Genomic DNA, 25,361 nt, shown 5'->3' on the forward strand with positions numbered 1-25,361 from the left:
CTGACCGTCGTGGCGAGTGTGCTGGAATTTGCGGGTGACTTCGGAGACGCGGCGCGGAAAGGCGCCAGGCCGGCTCGCGCAGCCGGCCACGGCGGCGATCGGCGCCTCGATCCTGCTGACGATCGCCATCGGCCTGCTGGGCCCGTCCGTCATGGTCCCCGCGCTGAGCGGCCCCGCCTGGCAACCGCCCTTCTCCCTGCACCTGGATCCCGGCCCCCACCTCGTGGTGGCACTCGCCGCAGCGGCGATCGTGCTCGGTGCACTCGGCTCACTGGGTCTGCTGCTCGCGCTCACTCGCGCGTCCCCGAGCGGCTTGCTCGCCACCGGCCCACCGGGCGCCGGTCAGTGGTTGCCGGACCCCCGGCTGCTGGTGCGCCTCGGCTGCCTGGCCGCCGCCCTGCTGGCCTTCCTGCCGCCCTCGGGCTCCGGCGACCACCTCAACTACGCCGCGTACGGACGCATGGTGACGTTGGGCGTCAACCCCTACACCCACGGCGCCGTCGACCTGCCGGCCGACCCCATCGCCGGCGCCGTCGAAGCCCCCTGGCGTGAGGAGCCGAGCGTCTACGGCCCGGTGGCGACGGCCGTGCAGGCCCTGGCGAGCTGGATCGGCGGCGACTCGCTCCGGCTGACCATCTTCGTCCTGGCCCTGGTCAACGCGGCCGCGTTCATCGCGACGGGCCTGCTGATCGACCGTTTCACCCAACACGATCCCGAACGGCGGCTGCGCGCGGCCCTGCTGTGGACGGCCAACCCGCTGCTGCTCTACCAGTTGGTCGCCGGCATGCACGTCGACACCCTGGCCGTCGCCTGCATGGTCGCCGCCCTTTTGGCCCGGGGCCGCCCGGTCGGCTCCGGGCTCCTGCTCGGCCTCGGCGTCGCGGTGAAGATCAACGCGGGCCTGGTGGCGCTGGGCCCGGCCTGGGAGCTCCGACGGCGGCCCGGTCGCCTGGCCCTGATGGCGGGCACCGCCCTGGCCGTGGTGGTCGTCGGCTACGTGATCGTCGGTTCCGAGGCGATCAGCCCGATGACCCGCACCAGCAAGTCGATCTCACTGGCCTCGTTCTGGAAACTCGTCCAGGGGCGGCTGCAGTCGATCATCGGCGAGGGCAGCGCCTACCGGGGCGAGATCCAGATCGGCTCGCTGCTCGTGCTCGCCCTTGTGGCCTGGTCGCTGTTCCGCCTGATGTCCAGACTCCACGCCTCGGGCTCACCGCACCCGCTCGCCTCTCCCGGGTCGGCCGGGCTGAGCGCCCCTGTGGTCGCCGTCGTGATCGTCATCGCCTACCTGTTCGCGACGCCGTACATCCTGCCCTGGTACGACGGGCTGGCTTTCGGGGTGCTCGCCCTGGTCGGGGCGTCGGCGCTCGACGGGCTGCTGATCACGCACCTGCTCATACTCTCCCTCGCCTACCTGCCCGCCCGCGTCCTCGACCACGTCATGCCTCAGGACCTCGACTGGCTCCGTACGGTCGTCAGGTCGCGGATCGCCCCGTGGGCACTGATCGCGCTGACCGCTGCTCTGGTGTGGTGGGCGTGGCGAGCTGCAGGGCGCGTACCGAAGCCGCGAGCGTCAACGGCACCGCCACCGTGAGTGCCATGGCCGGGATGGCGATGCCCGAGTCGTTGATGAGAAACCCGATGAAAGCGCACGTGAGCGCCCCGAACAGCCCCGCCCGGAGCGTCGGCGCGAGCGCGTACGCCTGACCGAGCGCGGGAGCACCCCAGCGCGACGGCCGATTGAGCACCCAGAAGAGGAACGCGAGCGCGACCAGCGAGAGCAGCGTGAGAGACCAGTTCCCGACGGTGACGCCGATCATCGCGCTGAACTTGCGCCAGACCACGGTCCACGCCTGACCGTCGATGATCTGCTGCACGAAATTGCCCAGGTGAGTGCGCTGCGCCGCCGGCCGCAGCCAGTCGAAGAGGGAGATGCCCCCGATGAGGACGGCTCCCGCCACCCCGACCAGCAGTAGCTTCGTGATCGAGACCCGCCGCCCGGCCAGCAGGATGAGGAAGACCGCCAAACCGATCACAAAGGCCGGCACCCCACCGAAGTCCGCCCCCCACGACGGCCACCCATCCGCGAACACCGCCAACGCCCCATACGCGCCACACACCAGCACCGTGACAAACCTCGACACCCCCCGCTTGAGCAGCCACTGGGCGACCCCCGCCAGCCCGAGCACGGTCCCCGTCGAGTAGACGGCGAAGGCGATGTTGGAAAACCCGTAGAACCGCCCCCCGGTGACGGGCTCATACCCGGTCACCGCATTGACCTGCAACGTCGACCCGGTCATGACGTCGACAAGCAGAGCGACGGAGGTGATGCCGGCGACCACGGCAAGAGGCCCGAGCACGTGCGCCCGCCACGGCCCGGCGAACGCCAGCCCGGTGATCAACCCGGCGATGGCGAGGATGGTCACGATGACGCCGAACATCGGCGAAGGCAGGGCCCACCACGGCACCAACTGCGCGAGGAACGTGGAGACGGCAATGGCCCCACTGACCACGGCCACCACCTGCACAACCGCCAGCAGCCGAGAAGCACTCGCCGGCACCGGCCCCGACGCTGACGGCCCACCGGCACCATGGGCACCAACGGCACCGGCATCATCGACATCACCGGCACCGGCGCCGGCACCGGCACCATCGATGTCACCGCGACTCTCCGCAGAGATGTGCATCGCAGACGCGGCTCCTACAGCAGCCGTCTCGCCGGACGAGCTACCTGCGGAACCGGTTCCTGCGGGTGCGGCTTCTCCGGTCGAGGCGCCCGTTGGTGTGGATCCGGCAGGCGCAGGCCGGGCGGGAGCGGCACTTTCGATCCCGTCAGCGCCCTCCCCGCCCTCAGGGCCGTTAGAGCCTTCAGGACGGTCGGTGGTCGGGGTGGGGGTCTGTCCAGCCCCGGCGGAGCGGCGACGGCGGCGGAGGGCCAGGGCGGAGAAGGCGTAGAAGACCAGCTGGACCGTCACGAACACGGCGAAGAACGGGCCGCGAACCTCCCGAAGCACCTGGCTGGCCAGATCACTGTCCGACAGCTCGTTGACCGTGTCGGCGGGTGTGGCCGGGGCCTCCGTGACGTCGCTCTGCCAGGCGCGCCCGACCACCTCGCGGGGCGCCTCCAGGTCCAGCAGTTGGATCACGGTGGCGGTGAGGTCGGTGATCGTGACCAGGGCGTCCTGGCGGGTGGAGGTCGCCGTCAGGTAGCCGTGCAGGTACGGCCGGCCGCTCGGGGAGGGGCCGGTGGCGATGGCGACGTGGAGGTGGGGGTTCGTGGTGATGTCGGAGACGCCCGCCACCAGGACGGTCGTATCGTTCGGCAGGTTGCCGAGCAGGGCGCCGATGCGGCGATCCGCCTGCGCGACGGCGGCCTGTCTCGTCGCGGTGGGGAGAGGGGTCGGCACGCCGTACTCGTCGAGCGGCTGACGGGCCCAGGCGGCGGCGAGGTCGGGGGCGTCCATGACGATCAGGTTGTACGGAGTGGGGTCGCCGAGAGCCTCCGGAGTATCGGCATATTTGGCGATTTTTCCGGTCGTATCGGCAGCGCCCAACGCGGCGCCGGGGCCGATGGCGGCGACCTTGCCGCCCGAGGACGTCACCAGCCCGCCCAGCGTGCCGAGCCGCGCGTCGTACCCGGTGTCGGCCTGATACGCGACCAGCGCCGACCAGCCCGGAACCGTGGCGCCCTCACCGGCACCCCGGGGCACCGGAATCGCCGCACAGCCACGCCCTGCCGTGCCGGACCGCTGGCCCGCCGACACGGTCAGCCACCCGGCCATCGGGCAGGTGACGCCACGGTCGGGCGGTGGCACAGCCCGCGTGGAAAGCGACGCGGAGCCGCCCTGGGAGACCAGCTTCCACAGGTTGGGGGTACGGGTTTCGTCCAGGTCACTCCACTGGAGCCCCGGCACCCCGATGAGGGCCACCCGACCACGCACGGAGGTCGCCGCCTCCACACGACCGGTGGGCGTTGCCGCAGCGGCCGGGCTCGCACCGAAGAGGGCTGCCAGAACGGTGGTGAGGAGCAGCGCGGCAAGGATGTGTGTGGCCGAACGGCGACGGAGCAGCGCGGCAAGGACGTGTGAGGGCGCGCTGAAGGTGGCGTGCTGCATGTGCGGGACCCCCAGTACGACGCGCTCGATCAACAACAGCCACGGTAACGTGCCTCACCGTGACAGGTGGCAGGGCGACGACGATCCGGCGGCAGTGGTGGGCGTGGGCGGTTGCCGTCCTGGTCATCGCGGTGGCCGTCGCACCGCTGGTGCAGCAGTGGCTGACGAATCCCGACGATCAGCGGCTGGTCGATCTGGATGTGTACCGGACCGGCGGGCAGATGCTCCTCGAAGGCCGGCCCGTCTACGAGTTCGCCACGCCCGCGCCTCAACTGCTGCCGTTCACCTACCCGCCGATCGCGGCGATGCTGGCCGTCCTGCTGGCCAAGATGTCCTGGGACACCGCCCAGTGGGTGTGGACCGCCGGGGTCTTCGTGTCGCTCGCCATCGTGGTGGCGTACTCCTTCAGAGGGGTGCTCGGAGGGGTGAAGCGGTACGCGCCGTGGGTCTTTGCCTTCCTCATGGTGGCCTGCGCCTATCTGATGCCCATTCGGGACCAGGTCCGGTTCGGGCAGGTGGACATTCTGCTGGTCGCGTTGTGCCTGGTCGACTGTGTGGCCAGGCGGCCGTGGTGGCCGCGGGGGTTCCTGATCGGGCTGGCCACGGCGGTGAAGCTCACGCCGGGCGTCTTCCTGATCTACCTGCTGGTGACGCGGCAGTGGCGGACGTTCTTCATGGCGGCGTTCGCCGCGGCGCTGCTCACGCTGCTGCCGTTCCTGGTGATCCCGCACGACGCGGCCGGCTTCTGGTTCTCCGCGCTGTTCGATCCCGAACGGCTCGGCGCGAACGCCGCCACCACCAACCAGTCGATCCGCGGCATGCTGATCCGCCTTTACATGAACGACACGGTGACGTCCGTGCTCTGGATCGGCCTGGTGGCGGTCGTGGGCTGGTACGGCTTCCGCGGCGCGCGTGACGCGTACCAGGCCAAGGATCCGATGACCGCCGTCGCGCTGGTCGGGCTCATGGCCGTGCTGCTGTCGCCGGTCGCCTGGATCCACCATCTCGCCTGGGTGGTCGTGGTGCTGGGGGCCATCGTGGGTGACGGGCGGGATCCGGTCAGGGTGCGGGTGGCCGTGGGGGTGTGGTTGTACTACGTGCTGCCCATCCCCTGGTGGGGCGTGGCGTTGAAGGTGGCGGGCGTGCCGGTGCTCGACAAGATCGTGCAGGACGGGTTCGGGCTGGGGGCGCTGGGGCTGGTCTGGTTGTTGGTCGCCTGGTTGCCGAGGCGGCGCGACCTGGCTTGACGATCCATTACTCTCTGTTACGTGCTGATTACCGTATGGGTTATGGTGGGTCTCGTTGCCGGGGTGAGCGGCGTCTGCATCGGCTTTCGGGCGCTCAAGGAGGCCAGGACCGCGCTCGACGAATGCCGGCAGCAACTGGTCAGGCGGACGAGCGAGGGCAAGGGCGATCTCAAGGCCATCCGCGACGTGGCCGTGTGCCGTTACGACGCGCTTGAGGAGATGACCGGGAGGTTGTCGTTCTCGATCGCGATGATCAACGGACTGGGCGACGGCATCGTGCTGACCTCGATCAACGGCCGGTCCGAGACCCGCACCTATGTGCGGCCGGTGGTGAGCGGCAAGGGGGAGGAGCCGCTGTCGCCGGAGGAGGAGCAGGCGGTGCGAGCCGCCCGGCTGGGCCACGGCCCGCTGATAGACGCTCAGGCCGGCAGATGGTGAAGAGGGCTCGACTGCGAGATTTCCGTGTGAGTAAAGGTTCATACGCCACGCGGTAACCTGCGGATACTTTGTACGCATGCCCAGACTCGCCTATCTCGGACCGGAGGGCACCTTCACCGAAGAGGCCCTGCGACTCCTGGAGCCCGAAGCCGACCGCCTGCCCTGTGCCAACGTCGGCGCCGCCCTGTCCGCCGCCCGCAATGGCGAGGCCGACGGCGCGGTCGTCCCGCTGGAGAACTCGATCGAAGGCGCGATCACGACGACCCTCGACGAGTTCGCCTGGGGCGAGCCGCTGCTGATCACGGCGGAGCTGCTGCTTCCGGTACGCTTCTCGCTGCTGGCCAGGCCCGACACCGAGATCGTGCACATCAAGCGGATCTACACGCATCCGGCGGCCATCACGCAGTGCCGCGCGTTCTGCGCTCGGGAGCTGCCCGACGCGGTCGTGGTGGCGGCGCCTTCGACGGCCGCCGCGGCCCAGGAGGTCTCGCTGCCCGGCTCGCCGTACGACGCGGCCATCGCCGCGCGCATCGCGGGCGAGCACTACGGGCTGGTGGAGCTCGCCGACGACATCGGCGACCGCAACGACACCGTGACGAGGTTCGTACGGGTGAGCCGCGCGGGCGCGCTGCCCGAGCCGACCGGCACCGACCGCACCTCGCTCGTGGTGTTCCTGGCAGACGACCACCCGGGCGCGCTGCTGGAGATGCTGACGGAGTTCTCGGTACGCGGGGTCAACCTGACCCGCATCGAGTCGCGGCCGACCGGCAACGGCATCGGCCGCTACTTCTTCCACTTCGACTTCGAGGGTCATGTCGCCGACGCCCGCGTCGGTGAGGCCATTTCCGGGCTGCATCGCATCTGCGACGAGGTGCGCTTCCTGGGCAGCTACCCGCGTGCCGACGGCGTCGCTCCGCAGATCAAGAAGGGCACGGCCGACCCGGAGTTCGCCGAGGCGGGAGACTGGCTGGCCCGAATCCGGGCCGGACGCGTCTAATCCGGAGGCGGGCGGTCACCGGGCGCCGGTAGCCTTTATCCGTGATTGACCTGCGTACCCTTCGTGAGAATCCCGACCGGCTACGGGCCTCGCAGCGTGCCCGCGGCGAGGACGACTCCATCGTCGACACGCTGCTCGACCTCGATGAGCGCCGCCGCGCCGCGCTGACCTCGTTCGAGTCCCTGCGCGCCGAGCAGAAGAGTCTGGGCAAGTCGGTCTCCAGGGCGCAGGGCGAGGAGAAGGCCGAGCTGCTCCAGCGGGCCAAGGACCTGGCCGGCCAGGTCAAGGCCGCCGAGGCGGAGGCCGAGACGCTGGGCGCCGAGCTCGACGAGCTCGTGCAGTCGGTGCCCAACATCGTCGACGAGGACGCGCCACACGGCGGCGAGGACGACTACGTCGTGCTCGAAACCCATGGCACGCCCCGCGTGTTCGACTTTGAGCCGAAGGACCACCTGGAGCTGGGCGAACAGCTCGGCGCCATCGACATGGAGCGCGGCGCCAAGGTGTCCGGCTCGCGGTTCTTCTTCCTCAAGGGCGTCGGCGCGCGCCTGCAGCTCGGCCTGCTCAACATGGCCATGCAGCAGGCGATCGCCAACGGGTTCACCCCGATGATCACTCCGGTGCTGGTCAAGCCGGAGACCATGCAGGGCACCGGCTTCCACGTGGCCCACGACAAGGAGATCTACCGCCTCCCCGAGGACGACCTCTACCTGGTCGGCACCTCGGAGGTGGCGCTGGCGGGCTACCACGCCCAGGAGATCCTCGGCGGCGACGAGCTGCCGCTCCGCTACGCGGGCTGGTCGTCGTGCTTCCGCCGCGAGGCCGGCTCCTACGGCAAGGACACCCGGGGCATCATCCGGGTCCACCAGTTCGACAAGGTGGAGATGTTCTCCTACGTACGGCCCGAGGAGGCGCGCGAGGAGCACCAGCGGCTGCTCGCCTGGGAGCGGGACATGCTCGCCAAGATCGAGGTGCCCTACCGCGTCATCGACACGGCGGCGGGCGACCTCGGGATGTCGGCGGCGCGCAAGTTCGACTGCGAGGCGTGGATCCCCACCCAGGGGCGCTACCGCGAGCTGACCTCCACCTCCAACTGCACCGAGTTCCAGGCCCGCAGGCTTGGCGTCCGTTACCGCGACAAGGACGGCAAGCCCCAGCACCTGGCCACGCTCAACGGCACGCTGGCGACCACCCGCTGGATCGTCGCGATCCTGGAGAACCACCAGCAGGCCGACGGCTCGGTAGTGGTCCCCGAGGCGCTGCGCCCCTTCGTCGGCCTCGACATCCTGGAGCCGTCCAAGTAGTAGACCGCGCCGGCTCAAACCACTAGTGGTTTGAGCCGGTCATGGTCGTGTCGGCCGTCCGGGAGTGGGTGGCGTGTCTGATGAGCGCGCCGCTCGCCGTCACCACACACGCGGTCAGCACGACGGCGAGCCCTACCGCGACGCCGTACGAGTCCGGCGCCCCCTGCGCCCAGCCGTAGAAGGGCACGTACACGGTCGCGTACACCAGCGGCGCCGCCCCGAAGCCGACGGCCACCGCCGCGCCCCTGGCCTGCCCGGCGATGGCGAGGCCGAGGCACACCAGCGCCCCGATCAGCGTCATGGCCAAGCCCATGACCAGGCTGATCGGATCGATGCCCCACAACAACGACGTATCGCTGCCCGAGTCGAACATGGCGTACAGACCCGTACACACCACCAACGCGGAGACGGTGTAGACGCCGCTGAGCCGCCGCAACCCCGCCCCGGCGGCGGAGAGCAGCATCAGGGCGGCGAGAATCAGCGCCACATGCTGCTCAGGATCGGTGTTCACCGCGTCGTTCATAGGGGCCGAGAGCGGCTCCGGCCATCTCTGCCATCGCCACGTCCCGGAGACGTCCCGTACGAGCACGCCGTCGAGCCCGTTGGCGACGACCACGACATGCCCCTCGGGCCGAGCCTGTACGGCCAGCGCACTCAGCGCGGCCATGGAGCCCGCGTCGCGCCGCCTGACCGACCTGGCGTCCTCCGGCCGGGTCCAGGAGTCCCGCCATGTCTTGCCTCCGTCATCGGACTGGGCGACCGCCGGCCGCTCGGGAAGTGGAAGCACCCGGTAGCACCGCTGCGGCTGCCGGGGCACGCAGGCGGCGGTCTGGGGCAGCCGCGCCGGCCTCCCGTAGTAGGCGGACCAGGTGGCGCCCCCGTCCACGGAGGACATCCCGGTCAGGCCTCCCGGGCCGCCGCCGCGCACCAGCACGACGATCCGCTCCCCGTCCACCTGCACGGAATCCCGATCCCCGTCGACCTGTACGGAGGTAGACCGTGTATCGGCAGCCGTCGCCGCCACCGCGAACACCGCCAGCGGCACGACGACCAACACCCGCCACCGCTCCCCGAACCCCGTCAGACGCCGGGGGAATCCAGTGAGACGCTCCGAGAACGCGGTCAGACGCCCTGAAAGCCCGGGAAGCCGCCAGAGTCCCGCCGGGGGCCGCAGAGACGCTCTTGGACCCTCTGAGAGCCCTGCCGGACACATGGAGAGACTTCTCCGGCGAGCCCACCAGGCCAATCCGAGCGCGGGCAACGCGAGCAGATCCGTAGGATCGGCCAGGACTCGCGACGGCCCGGCCACCAGACTCCACACCTGGGAAGCCCCCTCAGCCCCCGCGTCCGTCGTCTTCACGAACGCGAACAGCACCCCGGTGACCAGCACGGCCCCGAGATCGGCCCGCCGGGCGAGGACCAGCGCCACCAGTGGCGGCGCCACGACGAGCCCGGCCACGTCACTGAGCTTGCCGGTGACGAATCCGGGCCAGACCTGCTTGAGCAGGTGGTCGTTGAGCAGCAGCACGAACACCGCGACCAACGTCGCAGGGTGACACAACCACGCGTACCTCATATATCGGTCGATGGTCGTGGAAGATCGATGGTTCAGGGGCTATGTGAGTTGAGTCACACCCGTGACCGATCTGTCACCACTGTTCGGAACGCGGCGGGCGGGCTTTTGACGGACGTTGTACGGAGAGTGACAGCCGAACGTCCGGAGACGCGAAAGACCGAGGCCCGCTGGAAGCGAACCCCGGTCTGTCTCGCTGCTACAGGTCAGATGGCACGGACCTGGGAGGCCTGCGGCCCCTTCTGTCCCTGCGTGATCTCGAACTCGACCCGCTGGCCGTCTTCAAGGCTGCGGTAGCCGTTGCCGACGATCTCGGAGAAGTGCACGAACACGTCCGGCGCACCGCCGTCCGGGGCGATGAAGCCGAAGCCCTTCTCGGCGTTGAACCACTTGACGGTTCCCTGAGCCATAAAAGCTCTCCCTCAGGATGTGAATCTATGGGACCCGCACCTCGCGAGTCCCGGTGTGTCGTACAGCAAGCACCCGGGGTGGCTCAGACAAAGTCATGCTGGTTTTCACTACGGGATCAGCTAATACAACGCCATCACATCTAACACCATTCTGGCGCGTTGGTGTTCCCGTCCCTAGGAAGATTTCTGGCCGGCGGCATCACCGGGCAAACTGGAACGTGTTATGCGAACCCTTGCCGCGCCGCGCCTAGTGGCCACCGACCTCGACGGAACCGCTCTGCGCACCGACGGAACCGTCTCTCCCCGCACCGCCGCGGCGTTCGCGAGAGTCGAAGAAACTGGTGCCGTCCTCGTGTTCGTCACGGGCCGTCCACCTAGATGGATGAGCAGCGTGGCGGGTGCGGTGCGTCACCGAGGGTTGGCAATCTGTGCAAACGGTGCGTTGATCTACGATCTGCATACCGAACGGATAGTGGAATCTCACCTCATCGAGGTGGAGGTACTGGAGCAAGTCGTCGCTCAGCTAAGAGCGAACGTGCCCGAACTCGCTTTTTCGGTCGAGTATGAAGGTGGTTTTGCGCATGAGTCCGATTTCCCACTCGGCGGATGGGACAGCAAGGCCATCGGCGGCCTTCGCGTGGGCGCGGCGACACTGACCTCGCGGCCCTGCGCCAAGCTGCTGGCCATGCACCCGCGCATGGCTCCGGACCCCCTGCACGAGGCCGTGCACGGGCTCGTGGGACACCTGGTGACCGCCACGCACTCCAGCGGCAGGGGGCTGATCGAGATGAGTGCGCACGGCGTCACGAAGGCCACCGCCCTGGCCGCGCTCGCCGAACAGCACGAGATCAAACCATCACAGGTGGTGGCGTTCGGTGACATGCCAAACGACTTGCCCATGCTCGGCTGGGCAGGCACGTCCTACGCGGTCGCCAACGCGCACCCCGCCGTGCTGGCCGCCGTGGACCATGTGACGGCGGCCAACAACGAGGACGGGGTCGCGCGCGTACTCGAGCGGCTCTACAGGTAAGGGCCCGAGCCGCCGGGCGGCCGCTGCATGTCGTCGTGGGGCACACCGGGCAGCGCCCTGCGCATCTGCTCCAACTGGGCACGGGCCGCCATCTGCTGCGCGAACAGCGTCGTCTGGATGCCGTGGAACAAGCCTTCGAGCCATCCCACGAGCTGGGCGTGCGCGATGCGCAGCTCGGCCTCGCTGGGCGGGGTGCCGTTCTCGTCGGTGAAGGGCAGCGACAGTCGCTCCAGCTCATCGACGAGCTCGGGCGCCAGGCCGTCCTCGAGCTCCTTGATGGACGACTCGTGGATCTCCTTCAACCGCTTACGGCTGGCCTCGTCCAGAGGGGCCGCCCGGACCTCTTCGAGAAGCTGCCGGATCATGCTGCCGATGCGCATCACCTTGGCGGGCTGTTCGACGAGGTTCGTGACCGATCGCTCGTCTTCGCCGCTATCGCCCTGACCTTGGAAGTCCGGGCCCACCACCACGATGTGGGGGGTGTTGTTGTCCTCAGCATTCATAGCACTCACCGTACTAGCAGGATTTTGCCTATGTGCTCTCCCGATTCCAACATTCGGTGGGCCTCCGCGGCCTGCGCCATCGGCACCTCCGCGTACACCACGGGTCGCACCGCCCCGGCGCTGACCAACGGCCAGACGTTGTCGACGACGCCGCGCACGATGACGCCCTTCTCGTCGACCGGGCGGGCGCGCAGCGTGGTGCCGTGGACGGCCGCTCGCTTGGTGAGCAGGGCGCCCAGATCGAGCTCGGCTTTGGCGCCGCCTTGCAGCCCGATGATCACCAACCGGCCGCCCGTACGGAGTGCCCGGATATTTCTGGACAGGTATTTGGCGCCCATGATGTCGAGGATCACATCGGCCGTCACCCGCTCGGCGAAGTCCTCTTCGCGATAGTTGATCGCCTCGTCGGCGCCCAGCTCCTTGAGGCGGGCCAGCTTCGCCTCCGACCCGGCCGTCGTGACGACCCGCGACCCGAACGCCTTGGCCAGCTGGATCGCGAACGTCCCGATCCCGCTCGCCCCGCCGTGCACCAGCAGCGTCTCGCTGCGCCGCAGCCGCCCGGTCATGAACACGTTGGACCAGACCGTGCACGCCACCTCGGGCAGCCCGGCCGCCTCGACCAGCGTCACGCCTTCGGGAACGGGCATGACCTGCTGCCACGGCACGGCCACCCGCTCGGCATAGCCGCCCCCGGCCAGCAGCGCGCACACCTCGTCACCCGGGGTGAAACGCTCCACGTCCTCGCCGATCTCGACCACCACGCCCGAAGCCTCCATCCCCGGGTACGAAGGCGCGCCGGGCGGCGGATCGTAAAATCCCTGACGCTGGTGGACGTCGGCCCGGTTCAGCCCGGCGGCCGTCACCTCGATGAGGACTTCGCCCCGCTCGGGACGCGGATCCGGCACCTCATGCCACTCCAGAACCTCGGGTGGTCCCGGCCTGGTGATCTCGATGGCTCGCATGCCAACCACCGTAGCCGGGCAAGGAAGTTGTAGGTTGACGACCTCTGCCGATACAGATGACGTTAACCTGCAATGTATTTGCTGCCCCTTTACACCCACCAGGGGGAGAAACACGGTGGCAAGACACGATCGAGAGGAATCTCTCGAGGAACAGCTGGCCTGGCTGGACGCGATCAAGGAGACGGAAGAAGCTCCGATCTCGGTCAGCGCCTCTGCCTCGGAGGACTCCGTCGCTTCGCCGTACCCCCAGGACCCTTGGCTCTCGGTGCCGACTCAGCATGAGTCGCCGACGCCACTGTTCAGGGCCGCGGTCGACTCGGTGTACGGCACTCCGCCCGCGGAGGAGCTTACCGAGGAGGCGGCCGGTACGAAGGACGAACCGGCGCCCGTCACTCCGCCGGCGAGCCTGGGCAAGGCCGACGACGGGTTCCTGGCGCCGCTCAAGCCGCTGCCCCGGCCCGACGACACCGACTCCTACTCGCTGCTGTCCTTCCCGAAGCCGGAGAAGAAGCCGGCGGCGGAGGAGCCGGAGCAGGAGGAGGAGACGAAGTCCTCCTGGCCCGCGCCGTTGGAGTGGCCGCGTCCCACGGAGACGTTCGACGAGCCGCGCCCGGTGGAGACTGCCGAGGAGCCCGCTCTGGGCACCTTCGAGCCGCCCGCCGAGGACGCCACGGAGCCACGGCTGGAGGTCCCGCTGACCTTCGACAAGCCGCTGAGCTTCGACAAACTGCCGAGCTTCGACAAGCCGTCGAGCTTCGAGAAGCCGTCGGCTTTGGACAAGCCGTCGGCCTTCGACCAACCGTCGGCCCTGGACAAGCCGCCGAGCTTCGACCTGCCGCTGAGTTTCGACAAGCCACCGGCCGCGGAGAAGCCGCCCGCCTTCGAGGAGTCGCGGACTCTCGACGAGCCGCCGCCCCGCGCCTTCGACTTCGACGAACCGAAGCCGTCGTCCCGTTCGTTCGATGAGCCGAAGCCGCCGTCCCGTTCGTTCGACGAGCCGCCGTCCCGTTCGTTCGATGAGCCGAAGCCGCGGCCCAGGGCCTTCGACGAGCCGCGCTCGTACGACCAGGACCGTGCCTTCGACCAGCCGCGCTCCTACGACCAGGACCGCGCCTACGAGCAGCCGCTCACCTTCGACGAGCCGCCCACCTTCGACGAACCCCCCGCCCCGCGCCGTCGCCCGGCCCCCGTGCCGGTCTTCAACGCCCCGCCCCGCCCCCCGATCACCGGCAAGCCCACGGCGGACAGCCTCGACCCCGAGTCGCTCCTCCGAGGCCGCCGCAACGCCCCCTCCAAGGGCTGGCGCCGCCTGATCTACAAGGCGTCGGGTGGCTGGATCAAGCCGGGTGAGCCGCCAGAGGTCCGTCGCCGCCGCGAACTCCTGACCAGGGCCCGCACCCCGGTCGCCACCGGCCACCACCGCGTGGCCGTACTGAGTCTCAAGGGCGGCGTGGGCAAGACCACGACCACGGTCGGCCTGGGCGCCACCCTCGCCGCGATGCGCGGCGACCGGGTGATCGCGGTCGACGCCAACCCCGACCGCGGGACGCTGTCCGACAAGCTCACCCTGGAGACCTCGGCGACCGTACGCGACCTGCTCAACGAGAGCGACCAGGTCAAGAGGTACGTGGACATCAGGGCGTTCACCTCGCAGGCGCCTTCGCGGCTGGAGGTGCTCGCGTCGGACCGCGACCCATCGGTGTCCGAGGCGTTCAGCGGTTCTGACTACCAGGCCGTCTCGCAGGTGCTGGAGAACTTCTACTCGATCTGCATCACCGACTGCGGCACCGGCCTGCTCCACTCGGCGATGGGCGGCGTGCTCGGCCTCGCCGACCAGATCGTGCTGGTCAGCTCGCCGTCGGTGGACGGCGCCAGGGCAGCGTCGGCGACGCTCGACTGGCTGGAGGCGCACCACTACGGCAACCTGGTCAGGGACGCGACCGTGGTGCTCTGCAGCGTCCGTCCGCGGTCGAAGTCGGCGGTCGACATCTCGAAGCTGGAGGCCCACTTCGCCGCGAGGTGCCGTGCGGTGATCCGCGTGCCGTACGACCCGCATCTGGAGGAGGGCGCTGAGATCGACCTCGAGCGGCTCCAGGAACCGACCAGGGAGGCCTACCTGCAGTTGGCCGCCTGCGTCGGCGACGGATTCGCCGCACGGGGGGAGTGAGCGCGGGCAGCGCGAACGCGGGCGGCGGGTGAGGGCATCGAAGGGGTTCCTGTCTTTCATCTGTTGAGCCGGTGTGTTGCGGCTCACGGAATTTCTCGCATCTTCGAGAGAGCCGGACTTCTCCGGAAACGCAGGACAGCATTTCGGTGTTATAAACAGCGCATCGATGTACGGATTGTCGTTGCCGCACGACGTACCGTGAGGAGATTGGTTCGTGATATCCCACGTCCAGGTGGGATTCCGGGCGACCGAGCGCGGCTTCTTCGTCGGATTGCGCCGAGCCTGGGCGCGCCCAGCGCGCTGTCGTCCGGCGTGGCCTTTTCCCATGAGGCGCGCCATTCGCGTCGCCGCGGCTATTCCTGCGAGAAGGTCGCCGAGGGAGGCGCCGACCGCGTCCCAGCGCCCACGTCGTACTCCTCCAGAATGCGCGGCTTGTAGGCCGCGGTGACGTACCGCCGCTTGGGCCGATCGACGTCGTCGTTCTGGAGGTCATGCATGGTCACTGTAGGTAGTACCCGTTCGCGCCCGTCTAAGTAGAGCTTGGCGTGGGGGTGCGCGCGGAGCGGGCGGTAGACCGAGGCGACGCACGCGGCAATGACGGGACCCTGAAGGGTGGCGGAGGGTGTGGGATTCGAACCCACGAGGCCATCGCTGACCTGGCCGCTTTCAAGGCGGCTGCACTCGTCCACTATGCGAACCCTCCAGTGCGCACACCACGATAGCGGCTGTGGTGACGGCGGTGTACGTTCAGGAGGTGGCGGATCTCAACGTCGAGGTGGAACGGGCCGACGGCACGGCGAGTGTGCGCCTGCGCGGTGATCTCGACAAGCTCACCGCGCCCCAGCTCAAGCAGGTCATGGGTGAGCTCATCGCCGCAGGTCACGTCTCGATCGTCATCGACACGGCCGCCCTGGCGTTCTGCGATTCCAGCGGGTTGTGGGTGCTGGTCGAGCATCAGCGCAAGGCGGGTGAGCGCGGCGGGTCGCTCGAGCTCACGGGCGTGCAGGGTGTGTTGCGTCGGGTCCTCGACGTGACCGGGTTGAAGGCCGCCTTCGACAGCGTCCTGACCGCCCAGCCGTGACTGGCGGTCTAATCGTCCAGCTGTGACAGCAGCCACTTGGGGCCCACGGTCGTGGCTCCCAGCTTGCTGACGCGCTCCTTCAGCCCCCGGTCCGCCGTCACCACGAGCACGCGTTCCCACGGCCGCGCCTGCCGTACGACGTCCACGATCGCGTCGTCGCCGCTGCCCGTCGCGGCCACCACCTGGATACCGGGCACGGCCGGCGCGCTCTTCGCGGCGCCCTCCACGACCGCCACGATCCGCGGGTACCACTGCGCGAGCACGGAATGCGCCAGCCGCAGCCCCGCGACGTCGGTCAGCAGCCGCGTCGCCGCGCCGAGCCGGTCCCTCCACCAGCCGTGCTGGGCGCGGGCGCCGACGATGTTGGCGACGTCGAGCACCAGCGTCTCGGGGGTGAGCTCCGGCTGGATCTTGTCCCACGACTCGGCGAACCCGGGGTGCAGCTTCCTGGCCTTGACCTCGGGCAGCGGCACCCAGCGCAGCTCGGTGCTCTCGTTGTTGGCGGGCGCCGCGGCCAGCAGCTCGGCCGACTCGGCGATCACGGTCTCGAACGCCCACCCGCCGTGATCGTCCAGGTAGACACCCTGCACGCGCAGCTCGTCGCCGCGTACGGACGCCTCTTCGTGCGCCTCGCGCAGCGCGCCCGTCACGGCGTCCTCGTGGCTGTCGCGCGCGCCTCCCGGCAGCCCCCAGGTGCCGCCGTGGTGGCTCCACCAGACCCGCTTCTGCATGAGTACGTACGGCATGCCGCGCTCGTCATGGTGTACGGCCAGGAGCCCCGAGGCCCCGTGCAGCCCCCAGTGCCGGTGACCGCGCTCGCATTGGGTCCAACCGTCGCCGTCCTTCGCCGCCATGATCTGATTCTGTCAGCCCGGAGTCGCTACCGGCCGTTGCGGCTGAAGTGCTGGAAGTCCTTGGTGCCCGACCAGGCACCGCCCCAGCCCCAGCCCACCGAGGCGAAGGCCCTGACGACCCGGTCGCCCGGGTTGATCACGCCCTCGCCCTTCGCGGGGCGCTTGGCGAACTTTTTGGCGTTCTGATGGGCAGTGCTGCCGCTCGCGGTGACGTACGGGTTCTCGCGCGGGTTGATGTCGATCGCCTCGCCGTACGCGTGGTTGGACCAGTTGCTGGACCCAGTGGCGGCGCGGCAGTTGAAGGCCGAGGTGTTGTCGGCGTCGATCGAGTCGTAGTCGTCGCCCTTGTAGACGTCGACGAGCCGCATCTGCTTGATCGGGTAGCGCATGGCGTACAGCTTCCCGAAGACCTTGACGACGTCGTCGGTGACGGTCTTGCGCACGACCAGCTCACCACCGGTGTGCGCCTTGTCGTCGAAGCCCCAGTACGTCATCGTGATCAGGCGCAGGTCCTGGTAGGAGACCGGGCAGCCGGGCTTCCACGAGTAGGGCAGGCGGCTGCGCGAGATCTTGGTGACCTTGGCGGTGAACTTCGGTGGCCCGGTGGTCTTCGCCGTCGGGGTGGGCGTCGCGGGCACCGGCGGCTGGGTCAGCGCCTGGGGCTGGACCTCAGGCGGCGCCTGTGAGGCGACCGGCGCCTGCCCGCCGCACGAAACGGACGCGAACACCACGAACGCAGCGGCAGTACGTTTCATGCGGCCACCCTACGCGACGTCCTACGAGGTCAGGGCGGTATCGGCGAGGCGAGGTCAGGGCACGATCAGCACGGTACGGCGAGCACGCCTGGCCAGCCCCACGGCCACCGAGCCGCCGAACGTGTGCCACAGCGAGCGGGACCGGCCCACCACGATGGCGTCGGCCATGCAGGAGTCCGCGAGTGTTTCCAGCTCACGCGCCGTGTCACCCCGCACCATGACGAACCGCCACGGAACGCCGACCCCGCTCAGCTCGCTCCGCAGATCCTCGGTCAGGTCTCCGGCCGAGTCGGGGATGATCGGTGAGCCTGCGAAGAACCACAACGTGGCGCTGGTGAGCGTCTCCACGAACGCGATGAGCAGCGCGGCGTTGTCCCGCCGGGCGAGCCCGGCCGCGTACGCGAGCGCGTTGCGGCTCGGGCCAGATCCGTCGAAGCCGACCACCAGCAGCCCGGTGCCGTCTTTGCCGATCTCGAACTGCTCGCTGGGGAGCCTGCCTAGGAGGGGCTCCCACCGGTCGTCTGTGCTACCGCCGTACACGGCATGCCTCGCACGTCAGCCGTCGGCGACGTGCTTGCCGCGGCCGGCGAGCTCGCGCAGCGCGTCGGCGGCGTAGATCACGATGGCCACGAAGGAGACGCCGGCCAGCGCGCCGCCGACCCACAGATCGTTGACCGTCGCGTCGGCGTAGGCCGCGCCCCTGGGCTGGTAGCCCACCGCGAACGGCGCCGCGACCAGCCACAGGCCGGCCAGGAACAGCACGACAAGGGCGGAGACGCCCAGCTTGGCCGTCATCGGTTCTCCTCCACTCCCACCAAGGCGGGCTTGCCGTTCTGGCGGTGGTCGCCGCCGCGTCCGGCGTTGTTCAGGTCCTCACGCAGCGCCTCGACGAGCGGGGCGAGCAGGCTGGCCAGCTCCGCGGACGACCCCTGCGGCGCGGGCGCCACCGGCTCGGGCTCCGGCTCGGCCTGCTTCTGCCGTACGGCCACCAGACCGCGGACCACGAGCTCCTCGTGGATGGCCGCGACGAAGGCGGCCACGGCGATGAGCCCGACGACCGCGACGCCCAGGCCGGTGAAGAACTCGGAGGTGGTCGGGTCGGTCCAGTCGGCGTTCTCCGGCTGGGTGCCGAGGGCGAACGGGGCGATCATCAGCCACAGCCCGGCCATGAAGGCCAGGGCGGCCGCGACGGCGCCCACGAACTTGCGAATCATGATGAGACTCCTCCTGTTACGAGGTCTTTCCGCGGCGGCGCGGCCTGCGCGATCAGAGCGCGTGAGGTGGGACGCAGCACGCTCTGCGCGACCGATCTGGCGCGCTCCCGTTCGGTACGGTCATCGGGCGGCGCCATCCTGGCGACCGCGGACACCAGTGCGGACGGCTGGCCGTTGGCCCGCTCGATCCGCTGGGCGATGAGCTCCAGCAGCAGCCCGGCCAGGACCAGGTCGTCCTTGCTGAGCGGCTTGGGCTCCGGCGCGGGCGTCGCGGGGCCTCTGAGCGGCAGCTCCTTGAGGAAGAGCGTCGCCACGAAGCCGAGCAGCGCGATCGGCACGCCGACCATGAAGACGGTCTCCAGGCCGCGGGTGAAGGCTTCCAGCATGATGTGCTTGATCGGCCCGGGCAGCGACTGGATGGCACTGGGGCTGCCCAGCTTGGGCGAGGAGCCGCCGGGCAGCTTGATGTGCGCGGCCCGCAGCATGTCGGTCATCTCGCTGTTGAGGCGGTTGGTGAGGATCGCGCCGAACGCGGCCACACCCACGGCGCCGCCGAGCGACCGGAAGAACGAGACACCCGCCGTGGTGGACGCCATGTCACGCAGCTCGGAGCCGTTCTGCGCGGCGAGGATGAGCATCTGCATCGACAGGCCGAGCCCGGTGCCCAGTACGGCCACGTCGAACCCGATGAGCCACTGGCTCGACTCCACGTGCAGCCGCGACAGCAGGAACAACCCCACGGCCACGATCAGCAGGCCCGCCACCGGGAAGATCTTCCACTTGCCGGTCTGGGTGACGATCTTCCCGGAGATCACACCGCCCAGGAACAGCGCCACCACCATGGGCAGCGTCATCAGCCCCGACTCGGTGGGGCTCAGCCCCTTGACGATCTGCAGGTACTGCGGCAGGTAGATCATCGCACCGAACATCGCCACGCCGACGAACAGCGAGGCGGCCGCGGTGAGCACGAACGTCCGGTTCCTGAACAGCCTGGGCGGCAGGATCGGGTTCCGGGCCGTGCGCTCGGAGAGCACCGCCAGGGCCAGCATGAGCAGGCTGATGGCCCCCAGGGCGTACGTCCAGAAGGAGTTCCACTCGAACTCCGTGCCGCCCAGCGTCAGCAGCAGCATCAACGCGCTCGCGCTGGCCGTGATGGTGGTCGCGCCCCAGATGTCGACGGAGGTGTTGCGCCGGATCCTCGGCAGCTTCAGCACCTTCTGGATCACGATGAACGCGATCAACGCGAACGGCACGACCACGTAGAAGCACCACCGCCAGCCGAGCCAGTCGGTGTCCACGATGAACCCGCCGAGCAGCGGCCCCGCGACCGTGGAGATGCCGAAGACGGCCCCCATGTACCCCGAGTAGCGGCCGCGCTCCCGCGGCGACACGATGTCGCCGAGGATCACCTGAGCGAGGGCCGACAGACCACCCACACCCAGCCCTTGCACGGCACGCGCCGCGATGAGCTGCCCGATGTTCTGCGACAGACCGGCCACGAGCGACGCCGCGACGAACAACCCCAGGGCGCTCTGGAACAGCAGCTTCCTGCCCCACAGGTCGGACAGCTTGCCCCACAACGGCGTGGAGACCGTCATCGTCAACATGGTCGCCGACGCCACCCAGGAGTACTGGTCCTGGCCGCCGAGTTCCCCCACGATCGTCGGCAACGCCGTGCCGACCACCGAGGTCGAGATCATCGAGGTGAGCATGGCGAGCATGAGCCCGGACATGACCTCGAGAATTTCGCGGTGAGTGTAATGCCGCCTCGCGGGGGCCGCGGCCTGTGTCTGGGCTACCAAGACACCACATCCCCTTCTTACCGTTTTCTCCTCGGCGAGTATACGACCGTTTACTAGCCGAGCGGCAAGTGGGGTGTTCTTGAGTAGAGTTCGGGCCATGGAAGCGCAGTTGACGGACGCCCGGCCGCGCGATCGCGCGGCCACCCGCCAGCGGCTGCTGGAGGCAGCGCGCATGCTGTTCGGCGAGTACGGCTACGAGCAGGTGACGGTCCGCATGATCGCCTCGGCGGCGGACGCCAACATCGCCCTGGTGGGCCGCTACTTCGGCTCCAAGGCGGGCCTGTTCGGCGAGGTCCTGGCGGGCGAGCCGACGGTCCGCGCCGTGGTCGAGGGCGACCGGGCGGGCCTGCCCAGACGGCTGGCGGAGTACGCCGCCGAACGCATGTCCCACGACCCGGAGAGCCCCATCCTGCGCTCACTCGAACGTTCGGCGGGCGACCCGGAGATCCAGGCGCTCGTCCGCGATCGCCTGCTGGCGGTCATGATCGAGCCCATCGCGGCCCTCCTCGGCGGCCCGGACGCGCATGCCAGGGCCCGGATGGCGACGGCGGTCTTCCTGGGCCTCGGCTCGGTCCGCCGCCTCGTGGGCCCCGAGACCCCGTCCCCCGCCGACGTCGACCGGCTCACAGCGGTCTTCGAACTCTGCCTGGGCCTGGAGCCCCTGCCCTAGCGGATCGGCAGCTCCCTCAGCGTGCCGTCCGAGGCGAGCTCCAGCACGCTCACCGCGTCGGGCCCGTAGGCGACCTGCGAAAGGCAGACGACCTCCGTGGCACCCACCCGCTCCCTGAACGGGGTGTGCATATGGCCGCAAGCGTGCACCTGAGGCGCGAGCCGGTCGGTCAGCGCCCGGATGGCGTCCCGCCCCACAGGCTCCTTCCCCTGGTGCAGGTACGAGAGCCCGGCGGGCCATTCGTGCGTGAGCAGGAGGTCGATCCTCTTGCCACGAGCCTGATCGAGCAGCAGGTTGACCTGCGGCCTGGTGAAATAGCCGTACTCCTTGAGCCGCTCCGGCGTGACGGCGGGAGGCGTGTCGGGCTCGCTGAAGTGGCGCGAGTAGATGCCGGACAGAAAAGCGACTCGAAGGCCGGCCACCTCCCGCACGCCTGAGCGCCCCAGAAAGTGAAAGCCGGGCGCCCATTCGCCGGGCCCCTGGGCGTCGAGCGACGGCCACGGCTCATGGTTTCCGCCGATGAAGTAGACCGGCGCGCTCATGCTGCGCCACCCCGCGACGAACTCCGGGAAATCGCCGACCTTGCGATATTTGGCCGGGCCGCCTACACCGAGGCTGTCCGCCTCGGTCCTGTTGGGCTCGGCGTCGCCGACGCTGAAGATGGCGTCGACGGGACCGCAGTGCCGCCGGACTATCGCGTCGGCCTTGGCGAAGTTGGCATGGATGTCGCCGATGACCGCGAATCTCATGGGTCGATCATGCTGAGCGGCGGGCTGGGTGGACAACCGGATTTCGGGCGGGACGGGGACCTTGCCTTCCGGTAAGTCGATCTCGTGGGGGCATCCGTGTTGGCTGAGATCCATAGAAAGGACGTGATCGCCCCATGGACCCGGACCGGAACCCGAAATTAAAAGCGAGGGCTGCCGCCGACTCACTCGTCGAATGGCTCAGCAAGACGTTCAAAAAGGCCAGCAATTACACTGTGGCGGTGACGACCGGAGGCGATCTAGTCGTGTCCAAGGTGGGCGGCTTGTCCGTGGGACCGAGGAGTAAGACGAACGGACCCGGGCAAAAGATTCGCAATTATGTCAAGGGCAACTCTGCCTACAAGGATTATAACGTCTATGTGGCCGGACCATTCACCGATGATGTGGCCAGTAATCACGCTGAAATGTGCATACTCGCCGCGTGTGGGAAAGGCGGAGTGGACTACATCAAATGCACTTCGCCCAACTGTGCCTACTGCAAGAAGACGATCGCGGCGTACAAAATCGATAACGGCAATCCCAAGAACGAAGTGGGTAAAAGTCAGATCGGATGGTGCCACCCGTACTTGCCGGTCAACTACGGAACAGCGGTCGGGAATGATGTCAAGGCCCAGCTCAAGGAACTCGCAGAGGTCAGCGCCTTGGATGCTTCCAACGAGTCGGTGGATGCCGGCCTGTACAAGGAGGGCGGCCTTGCGCCGAGTCCATCGAAGGGCGAATTAGCATCGATCAGTGCTGAATCCGAAGCCAGCGAAAAGGACGCCGACGAGGGTGAAGAGAAGAAGCCGAGTCCCCGTAAGCCGCTCAAAGTGCGGAGTCCTGGTAGTGGTAAAGTTTTGTTCGACAGCAAGCGGATGAAGGAGCGGATAATAAACTCGCCTCCGCAGAAGAGCGGCGGCACAAGCAAGGTCAGAGGCGGTGTCGAAAGTAAGGCCGAGGTCGGCAGCGACAGCGAAGATGACAGCACCGAAATCAGCGGCACGAGCCCGGAGAAGGCCGAGGTCGACCCGGCCAAGGAGAAGACCGAGGTCACCACGAGCAAGAAGAAGTCCGTGGGCAAGCAGTCGCCGCGCCGGAGCGCCCGGCTGCTCCGCAAAAGAACTGTCGCCAAAGCCAAGGCTTCAACCAAGCACCGGGGATAGCCGTATTGCAACAGGTTTCAGTTTGGCCTTAGGCTGCGGTCGGAGGTCATGACATGATCCTGGACCGCTTCCACGTCACCGGCCACGCCGCCATCGTCACCGGTGCCGGCCGGGGCATCGGCGCGGCGACCGCGATCGCCCTCGCGCAGGCGGGCGCGGACGTGGCGATCTCCGCCCGTACGGAGGAGCAGCTACGCGCCGTCGCAGCTCAGGTGGAGAAGGCGGGCAGGCGGGCGCTGATCGTCCCCGCCGACCTGAGTGTGCCGGGCGCCATGGAGGCGCTCGCGAAGCAGGCCGTGGACGCCTTCGGCCGGGTGGACGCGGTCGTCAACAATGTGGGCGGAGCGCTGCCCCGCGCCTTTCTCGACACCACGCGGAAGCACCTTGAGAACGCGTTCCAGTTCAATGTCGGGATCGCGCATGAGCTGACGCGGGCGGCCGTACCGTACCTGCTCGAGACCGGCGGCTCGGTGGTGAACATCACCTCCGCCGTGGGCCGGACCGCGGGCCGTGGTTATCTCGCGTACGGCAGCGCCAAGGCGGCGCTCACGCACTACACGCGGCTGGCCGCCCGCGACCTGGCGCCCAGGGTGCGCGTCAACGCGATCGCCGTCGGCGCGGTCGCCACCTCCGCCCTCGACATCGTCATGACCGACGAGAACCTGCGCACCCAGATGGAGCAGGCCACCCCCTTGAAGCGGATCGGCGAGCCGGAGGACGTGGCGGCCGCGGTGCTCTACCTGGTCTCGCCTGCGGGGCGCTACCTGACCGGCAAGGTGCTGGAGGTCGACGGCGGCATCGACCAGCCCAACCTCGACCTCGCGCTGCCCGATCTCTGAGCCACAGGGACGAAATCCACTTGAAGCCTCAAGCGGCGACTTGCGAGACTCGGAGCCGAGCAGCGCCCATCCGTGGAAGAGCCAGGCCGTGACACAACCCTTCGAAATCGCCTGCGACGAGTCCGGCTCAGAAGGGGAGAAGCTCATTGGCGGAAACACGGCGGTGTTCGCCCACGCCAGCATACGGCTGGACATCGAATCAGCGGCTGACTGCATCCGAGAAGTACGGAACCGAGCCCCCTCCCCGACCACGGAATACAAGTCGGGCGTCATCCGCAGGAAGAAACACCTGAACGCCCTCAAGTGGCTGCTCGGTCCTTCGTCCCCACTCCACGGGAACGCGCACGTCTATCTGATCGACAAGACCTTCTTCGCGATAAGCAGATTCATCGACCTGCTCGCCGAGCAGGACCAGGACCCCCGGGCCATGGCCGGCACGCTCTACCGAGAGGGCGGGCACACGTTCGGCCCCGAGCAGTGGAACGCCTTCCTGGACTCCTTCAACGACCTGATGCGTACCAAGAACGGCCGAGGTCCGGGCGCTTCCGTCGACTCGGTCTTCAAGAGGATCGACACCCTTCGCCGCGCCGCCCCACAGAGCCGGGTGGGCGAAATAATGAACCTGCTCTGGGAGTCCAGGCCCAACATGGACTCTTTCCGCGCGCGGCCGCCCACGCTGAACCCGCTGTTCCCGGCCATCATCCAGGCCGCCATTTACTGGGGCGAAACCGGGAAGCCCGTTTCCGTCGTTCACGACCGGCAGACCCTCCTCACGGAAGAACGCATTGACGAGTTGAAGGAGACGGGCCGACTGGCCGACCTGCGACTTGTCGACTCACGCCTGGACGCACGGATCCAGGTGGCCGACCTCCTCGCGGGAGCGGCGCGGAAAATAGCGGAAGACGAACTCACCCACCAGGGCGACGCCGAACTCACCGCATTGCTGCGACCGTATGTGGATGCGTTCTCCGTCTGGGGAGACGACCGAAGCTGGTCCCTGCTCGCACCGAGCGGCCCGCCCTGAAGTCCTATCCGCGGGTGTGCGGGTCCAGCGGTTGGCTGAGCAGCCGGCGGCCCTCGTCCCGGAAGCCGCGCTTGCGGTAGAAGTCGAACAGGTGGCTCACGTCCTGCCCGTTGGGGGCGATCACGATCTCGAGCTGGCCGCAACCCCGGCCGGCGGACCAGCGCAGGCTGTCCTCGATGAGGCGCTGCGCCTCGCCGCGCCGGCGCGCCTCCGGGGCGACGTAGAGGTCTTCGAGCTCGGCGATCAGGCCGGATTCGAGCCCGAACGTGGTCGTGGTGATGGCGAACGCGACCACGCGACCGTCCGCCTCGCTCACCGCGACGCGAGCCGTGGGAGAGGCGATCAGCGTGGCCAGGTTGGTCCTCAGCTCGGCTTCCGAGGTGGCGAAGCCGTCCTCCTTGTAGAAGTCCACGGCGAGGGCGAGCAGAGCCGGCAGATCTTCCGGGGCAGCGGTCTTGATGGACATG

Annotated in this window: 26 protein-coding genes and 1 tRNA gene; 12 read left to right on the plus strand and 15 right to left on the minus strand. The window is 68.7% G+C overall.

Features of this window, described 5'->3' with window-relative positions:
• Positions 1–34 precede the first annotated feature (34 nt).
• Positions 35–1,594: a polyprenol phosphomannose-dependent alpha 1,6 mannosyltransferase MptB gene (gene mptB, locus ACGFNP_RS10745; RefSeq protein WP_393317108.1), complete on the plus strand. Its 1,560-nt coding sequence runs from the start codon at positions 35–37 to the stop codon at positions 1,592–1,594.
• On the opposite strand, the gene ACGFNP_RS10750 is transcribed toward mptB, so the two are convergent.
• Positions 1,476–4,148 (minus strand): hypothetical protein, encoded by a 2,673-nt coding sequence (locus tag ACGFNP_RS10750; protein WP_393317111.1) that lies wholly within the window; start codon positions 4,146–4,148, stop codon positions 1,476–1,478. The genes mptB and ACGFNP_RS10750 overlap by 119 nt on opposite strands.
• 26 nt (positions 4,149–4,174) lie before the next feature.
• On the opposite strand from ACGFNP_RS10750, the gene ACGFNP_RS10755 reads away from it, so the two are divergent.
• From ACGFNP_RS10755 to serS, 4 genes are all read left to right on the plus strand, one after another.
• Positions 4,175–5,362 (plus strand): glycosyltransferase 87 family protein, encoded by a 1,188-nt coding sequence (locus tag ACGFNP_RS10755; RefSeq protein ID WP_393317114.1) that lies wholly within the window; start codon positions 4,175–4,177, stop codon positions 5,360–5,362.
• A 42-nt stretch (positions 5,363–5,404) separates the two neighbouring features.
• Positions 5,405–5,800, plus strand: a complete 396-nt coding sequence (locus tag ACGFNP_RS10760; protein ID WP_393317117.1) for a DUF4446 family protein — start codon at positions 5,405–5,407, stop codon at positions 5,798–5,800.
• A 76-nt stretch (positions 5,801–5,876) separates the two neighbouring features.
• Positions 5,877–6,797 carry a prephenate dehydratase gene (gene pheA, locus ACGFNP_RS10765; RefSeq protein ID WP_358341014.1) on the plus strand — a complete coding sequence of 307 codons (921 nt, stop codon included), beginning with the start codon at positions 5,877–5,879 and terminating at the stop codon, positions 6,795–6,797.
• Positions 6,798–6,838: 41 nt separating this feature from the next.
• Positions 6,839–8,101, plus strand: coding sequence for a serine--tRNA ligase (gene serS, locus ACGFNP_RS10770; protein WP_358341016.1), 1,263 nt, complete (start codon positions 6,839–6,841; stop codon positions 8,099–8,101).
• 22 nt (positions 8,102–8,123) lie between these two features.
• Here the strand turns inward: serS and ACGFNP_RS10775 are convergent, their stop codons facing one another.
• Complete coding sequence (locus ACGFNP_RS10775; RefSeq protein ID WP_393317121.1) at positions 8,124–9,644, minus strand: hypothetical protein; 1,521 nt, start codon at positions 9,642–9,644, stop codon at positions 8,124–8,126.
• A gap of 236 nt (positions 9,645–9,880) precedes the next feature.
• Complete coding sequence (locus ACGFNP_RS10780; protein WP_043619750.1) at positions 9,881–10,084, minus strand: cold-shock protein; 204 nt, start codon at positions 10,082–10,084, stop codon at positions 9,881–9,883.
• A 223-nt stretch (positions 10,085–10,307) separates the two neighbouring features.
• Here ACGFNP_RS10780 and ACGFNP_RS10785 point away from each other — a divergent pair, with 223 nt between their 5' ends.
• The gene (locus ACGFNP_RS10785; RefSeq protein ID WP_358341020.1) at positions 10,308–11,114 is read left to right on the plus strand and encodes an HAD family hydrolase; all 807 of its coding nucleotides are present in this window, start codon (positions 10,308–10,310) and stop codon (positions 11,112–11,114) included.
• On the opposite strand, the gene ACGFNP_RS10790 is transcribed toward ACGFNP_RS10785, so the two are convergent.
• A complete protein-coding gene (locus tag ACGFNP_RS10790; protein WP_214635013.1) occupies positions 11,105–11,617 on the minus strand; it encodes a bacterial proteasome activator family protein in 513 nt (170 codons plus the stop codon). The genes ACGFNP_RS10785 and ACGFNP_RS10790 overlap by 10 nt on opposite strands.
• Positions 11,618–11,622: 5 nt before the next feature.
• The gene (locus ACGFNP_RS10795) at positions 11,623–12,579 is read right to left on the minus strand and encodes an NAD(P)H-quinone oxidoreductase (RefSeq protein WP_358341022.1); all 957 of its coding nucleotides are present in this window, start codon (positions 12,577–12,579) and stop codon (positions 11,623–11,625) included.
• Between the two features lie 115 nt (positions 12,580–12,694).
• Here ACGFNP_RS10795 and ACGFNP_RS10800 point away from each other — a divergent pair, with 115 nt between their 5' ends.
• The gene (locus ACGFNP_RS10800; protein WP_393317126.1) at positions 12,695–14,746 is read left to right on the plus strand and encodes an AAA family ATPase; all 2,052 of its coding nucleotides are present in this window, start codon (positions 12,695–12,697) and stop codon (positions 14,744–14,746) included.
• Positions 14,747–15,099: 353 nt separating this feature from the next.
• On the opposite strand, the gene ACGFNP_RS10805 is transcribed toward ACGFNP_RS10800, so the two are convergent.
• Positions 15,100–15,243, minus strand: coding sequence for a hypothetical protein (locus ACGFNP_RS10805; protein ID WP_393317129.1), 144 nt, complete (start codon positions 15,241–15,243; stop codon positions 15,100–15,102).
• A 116-nt stretch (positions 15,244–15,359) separates the two neighbouring features.
• Positions 15,360–15,449 (minus strand) — tRNA-Ser (locus ACGFNP_RS10810).
• Positions 15,450–15,473: 24 nt separating this feature from the next.
• On the opposite strand from ACGFNP_RS10810, the gene ACGFNP_RS10815 reads away from it, so the two are divergent.
• The gene (locus tag ACGFNP_RS10815; RefSeq protein WP_358341028.1) at positions 15,474–15,827 is read left to right on the plus strand and encodes an STAS domain-containing protein; all 354 of its coding nucleotides are present in this window, start codon (positions 15,474–15,476) and stop codon (positions 15,825–15,827) included.
• Positions 15,828–15,835: 8 nt separating this feature from the next.
• Here the strand turns inward: ACGFNP_RS10815 and ACGFNP_RS10820 are convergent, their stop codons facing one another.
• Genes ACGFNP_RS10820 through ACGFNP_RS10845 form a run of 6 tightly spaced genes read right to left on the minus strand, consistent with a single transcriptional unit; the run spans position 15,836 to position 20,383 of the window.
• Entirely contained in the window at positions 15,836–16,681 is an 846-nt protein-coding gene (locus ACGFNP_RS10820) for an NUDIX domain-containing protein (protein ID WP_358341030.1), read from the minus strand.
• A gap of 26 nt (positions 16,682–16,707) precedes the next feature.
• Positions 16,708–17,436: a M15 family metallopeptidase gene (locus tag ACGFNP_RS10825; RefSeq protein WP_358341032.1), complete on the minus strand. Its 729-nt coding sequence runs from the start codon at positions 17,434–17,436 to the stop codon at positions 16,708–16,710.
• A 54-nt stretch (positions 17,437–17,490) separates the two neighbouring features.
• Positions 17,491–17,976, minus strand: a complete 486-nt coding sequence (locus ACGFNP_RS10830; RefSeq protein WP_358341034.1) for a universal stress protein — start codon at positions 17,974–17,976, stop codon at positions 17,491–17,493.
• A 15-nt stretch (positions 17,977–17,991) separates the two neighbouring features.
• Positions 17,992–18,231 (minus strand): hypothetical protein, encoded by a 240-nt coding sequence (locus ACGFNP_RS10835; protein ID WP_393317134.1) that lies wholly within the window; start codon positions 18,229–18,231, stop codon positions 17,992–17,994.
• Positions 18,228–18,650 carry a hypothetical protein gene (locus ACGFNP_RS10840; protein ID WP_358341038.1) on the minus strand — a complete coding sequence of 141 codons (423 nt, stop codon included), beginning with the start codon at positions 18,648–18,650 and terminating at the stop codon, positions 18,228–18,230. The genes ACGFNP_RS10835 and ACGFNP_RS10840 overlap by 4 nt, the downstream gene beginning before the upstream one ends.
• Positions 18,647–20,383, minus strand: a complete 1,737-nt coding sequence (locus tag ACGFNP_RS10845; protein ID WP_393317137.1) for an MDR family MFS transporter — start codon at positions 20,381–20,383, stop codon at positions 18,647–18,649. The genes ACGFNP_RS10840 and ACGFNP_RS10845 overlap by 4 nt, the downstream gene beginning before the upstream one ends.
• A gap of 166 nt (positions 20,384–20,549) precedes the next feature.
• Here ACGFNP_RS10845 and ACGFNP_RS10850 point away from each other — a divergent pair, with 166 nt between their 5' ends.
• Positions 20,550–21,122, plus strand: coding sequence for a TetR family transcriptional regulator (locus ACGFNP_RS10850; protein WP_358341041.1), 573 nt, complete (start codon positions 20,550–20,552; stop codon positions 21,120–21,122).
• On the opposite strand, the gene ACGFNP_RS10855 is transcribed toward ACGFNP_RS10850, so the two are convergent.
• Complete coding sequence (locus ACGFNP_RS10855; protein ID WP_358341043.1) at positions 21,119–21,871, minus strand: metallophosphoesterase; 753 nt, start codon at positions 21,869–21,871, stop codon at positions 21,119–21,121. The genes ACGFNP_RS10850 and ACGFNP_RS10855 overlap by 4 nt on opposite strands.
• Positions 21,872–22,005: 134 nt before the next feature.
• Here ACGFNP_RS10855 and ACGFNP_RS10860 point away from each other — a divergent pair, with 134 nt between their 5' ends.
• From ACGFNP_RS10860 to ACGFNP_RS10870, 3 genes are all read left to right on the plus strand, one after another.
• A complete protein-coding gene (locus ACGFNP_RS10860; RefSeq protein WP_358341045.1) occupies positions 22,006–23,031 on the plus strand; it encodes a hypothetical protein in 1,026 nt (341 codons plus the stop codon).
• A 53-nt stretch (positions 23,032–23,084) separates the two neighbouring features.
• Positions 23,085–23,870 carry an SDR family oxidoreductase gene (locus ACGFNP_RS10865; protein WP_358341047.1) on the plus strand — a complete coding sequence of 262 codons (786 nt, stop codon included), beginning with the start codon at positions 23,085–23,087 and terminating at the stop codon, positions 23,868–23,870.
• 88 nt (positions 23,871–23,958) lie between these two features.
• Entirely contained in the window at positions 23,959–24,894 is a 936-nt protein-coding gene (locus tag ACGFNP_RS10870) for a DUF3800 domain-containing protein (RefSeq protein WP_393317142.1), read from the plus strand.
• Positions 24,895–24,898: 4 nt separating this feature from the next.
• On the opposite strand, the gene ACGFNP_RS10875 is transcribed toward ACGFNP_RS10870, so the two are convergent.
• Positions 24,899–25,360, minus strand: coding sequence for a GNAT family N-acetyltransferase (locus tag ACGFNP_RS10875; protein ID WP_358341051.1), 462 nt, complete (start codon positions 25,358–25,360; stop codon positions 24,899–24,901).
• Between the last annotated feature and the right edge of the window lies 1 nt (position 25,361).

This window comes from Nonomuraea sp. NPDC049269 (genome assembly GCF_043197155.1).
GTDB lineage: Bacteria > Actinomycetota > Actinomycetes > Streptosporangiales > Streptosporangiaceae > Nonomuraea.

Excerpts from the sequence above, each read along its gene's own strand:
- ACGFNP_RS10760 (WP_393317117.1), top strand. The coding sequence starts at position 5,405 with ATGGTGGGTCTCGTTGCCGGGGTGAGCGGCGTCTGCATCGGCTTTCGG.
- pheA (WP_358341014.1), top strand. The coding sequence starts at position 5,877 with ATGCCCAGACTCGCCTATCTCGGACCGGAGGGCACCTTCACCGAAGAG.
- ACGFNP_RS10780 (WP_043619750.1), bottom strand. The coding sequence starts at position 10,084 with ATGGCTCAGGGAACCGTCAAGTGGTTCAACGCCGAGAAGGGCTTCGGC.
- ACGFNP_RS10785 (WP_358341020.1), top strand. The coding sequence starts at position 10,308 with ATGCGAACCCTTGCCGCGCCGCGCCTAGTGGCCACCGACCTCGACGGA.
- ACGFNP_RS10790 (WP_214635013.1), bottom strand. The coding sequence starts at position 11,617 with ATGAATGCTGAGGACAACAACACCCCCCACATCGTGGTGGTGGGCCCG.
- ACGFNP_RS10795 (WP_358341022.1), bottom strand. The coding sequence starts at position 12,579 with ATGCGAGCCATCGAGATCACCAGGCCGGGACCACCCGAGGTTCTGGAG.
- ACGFNP_RS10805 (WP_393317129.1), bottom strand. The coding sequence starts at position 15,243 with ATGCATGACCTCCAGAACGACGACGTCGATCGGCCCAAGCGGCGGTAC.
- ACGFNP_RS10820 (WP_358341030.1), bottom strand. The coding sequence starts at position 16,681 with ATGGCGGCGAAGGACGGCGACGGTTGGACCCAATGCGAGCGCGGTCAC.
- ACGFNP_RS10825 (WP_358341032.1), bottom strand. The coding sequence starts at position 17,436 with ATGAAACGTACTGCCGCTGCGTTCGTGGTGTTCGCGTCCGTTTCGTGC.
- ACGFNP_RS10835 (WP_393317134.1), bottom strand. The coding sequence starts at position 18,231 with ATGACGGCCAAGCTGGGCGTCTCCGCCCTTGTCGTGCTGTTCCTGGCC.
- ACGFNP_RS10840 (WP_358341038.1), bottom strand. The coding sequence starts at position 18,650 with ATGATTCGCAAGTTCGTGGGCGCCGTCGCGGCCGCCCTGGCCTTCATG.
- ACGFNP_RS10845 (WP_393317137.1), bottom strand. The coding sequence starts at position 20,383 with ATGTCCGGGCTCATGCTCGCCATGCTCACCTCGATGATCTCGACCTCG.
- ACGFNP_RS10850 (WP_358341041.1), top strand. The coding sequence starts at position 20,550 with ATGGAAGCGCAGTTGACGGACGCCCGGCCGCGCGATCGCGCGGCCACC.
- ACGFNP_RS10855 (WP_358341043.1), bottom strand. The coding sequence starts at position 21,871 with ATGAGATTCGCGGTCATCGGCGACATCCATGCCAACTTCGCCAAGGCC.
- ACGFNP_RS10860 (WP_358341045.1), top strand. The coding sequence starts at position 22,006 with ATGGACCCGGACCGGAACCCGAAATTAAAAGCGAGGGCTGCCGCCGAC.
- ACGFNP_RS10865 (WP_358341047.1), top strand. The coding sequence starts at position 23,085 with ATGATCCTGGACCGCTTCCACGTCACCGGCCACGCCGCCATCGTCACC.
- ACGFNP_RS10875 (WP_358341051.1), bottom strand. The coding sequence starts at position 25,360 with ATGTCCATCAAGACCGCTGCCCCGGAAGATCTGCCGGCTCTGCTCGCC.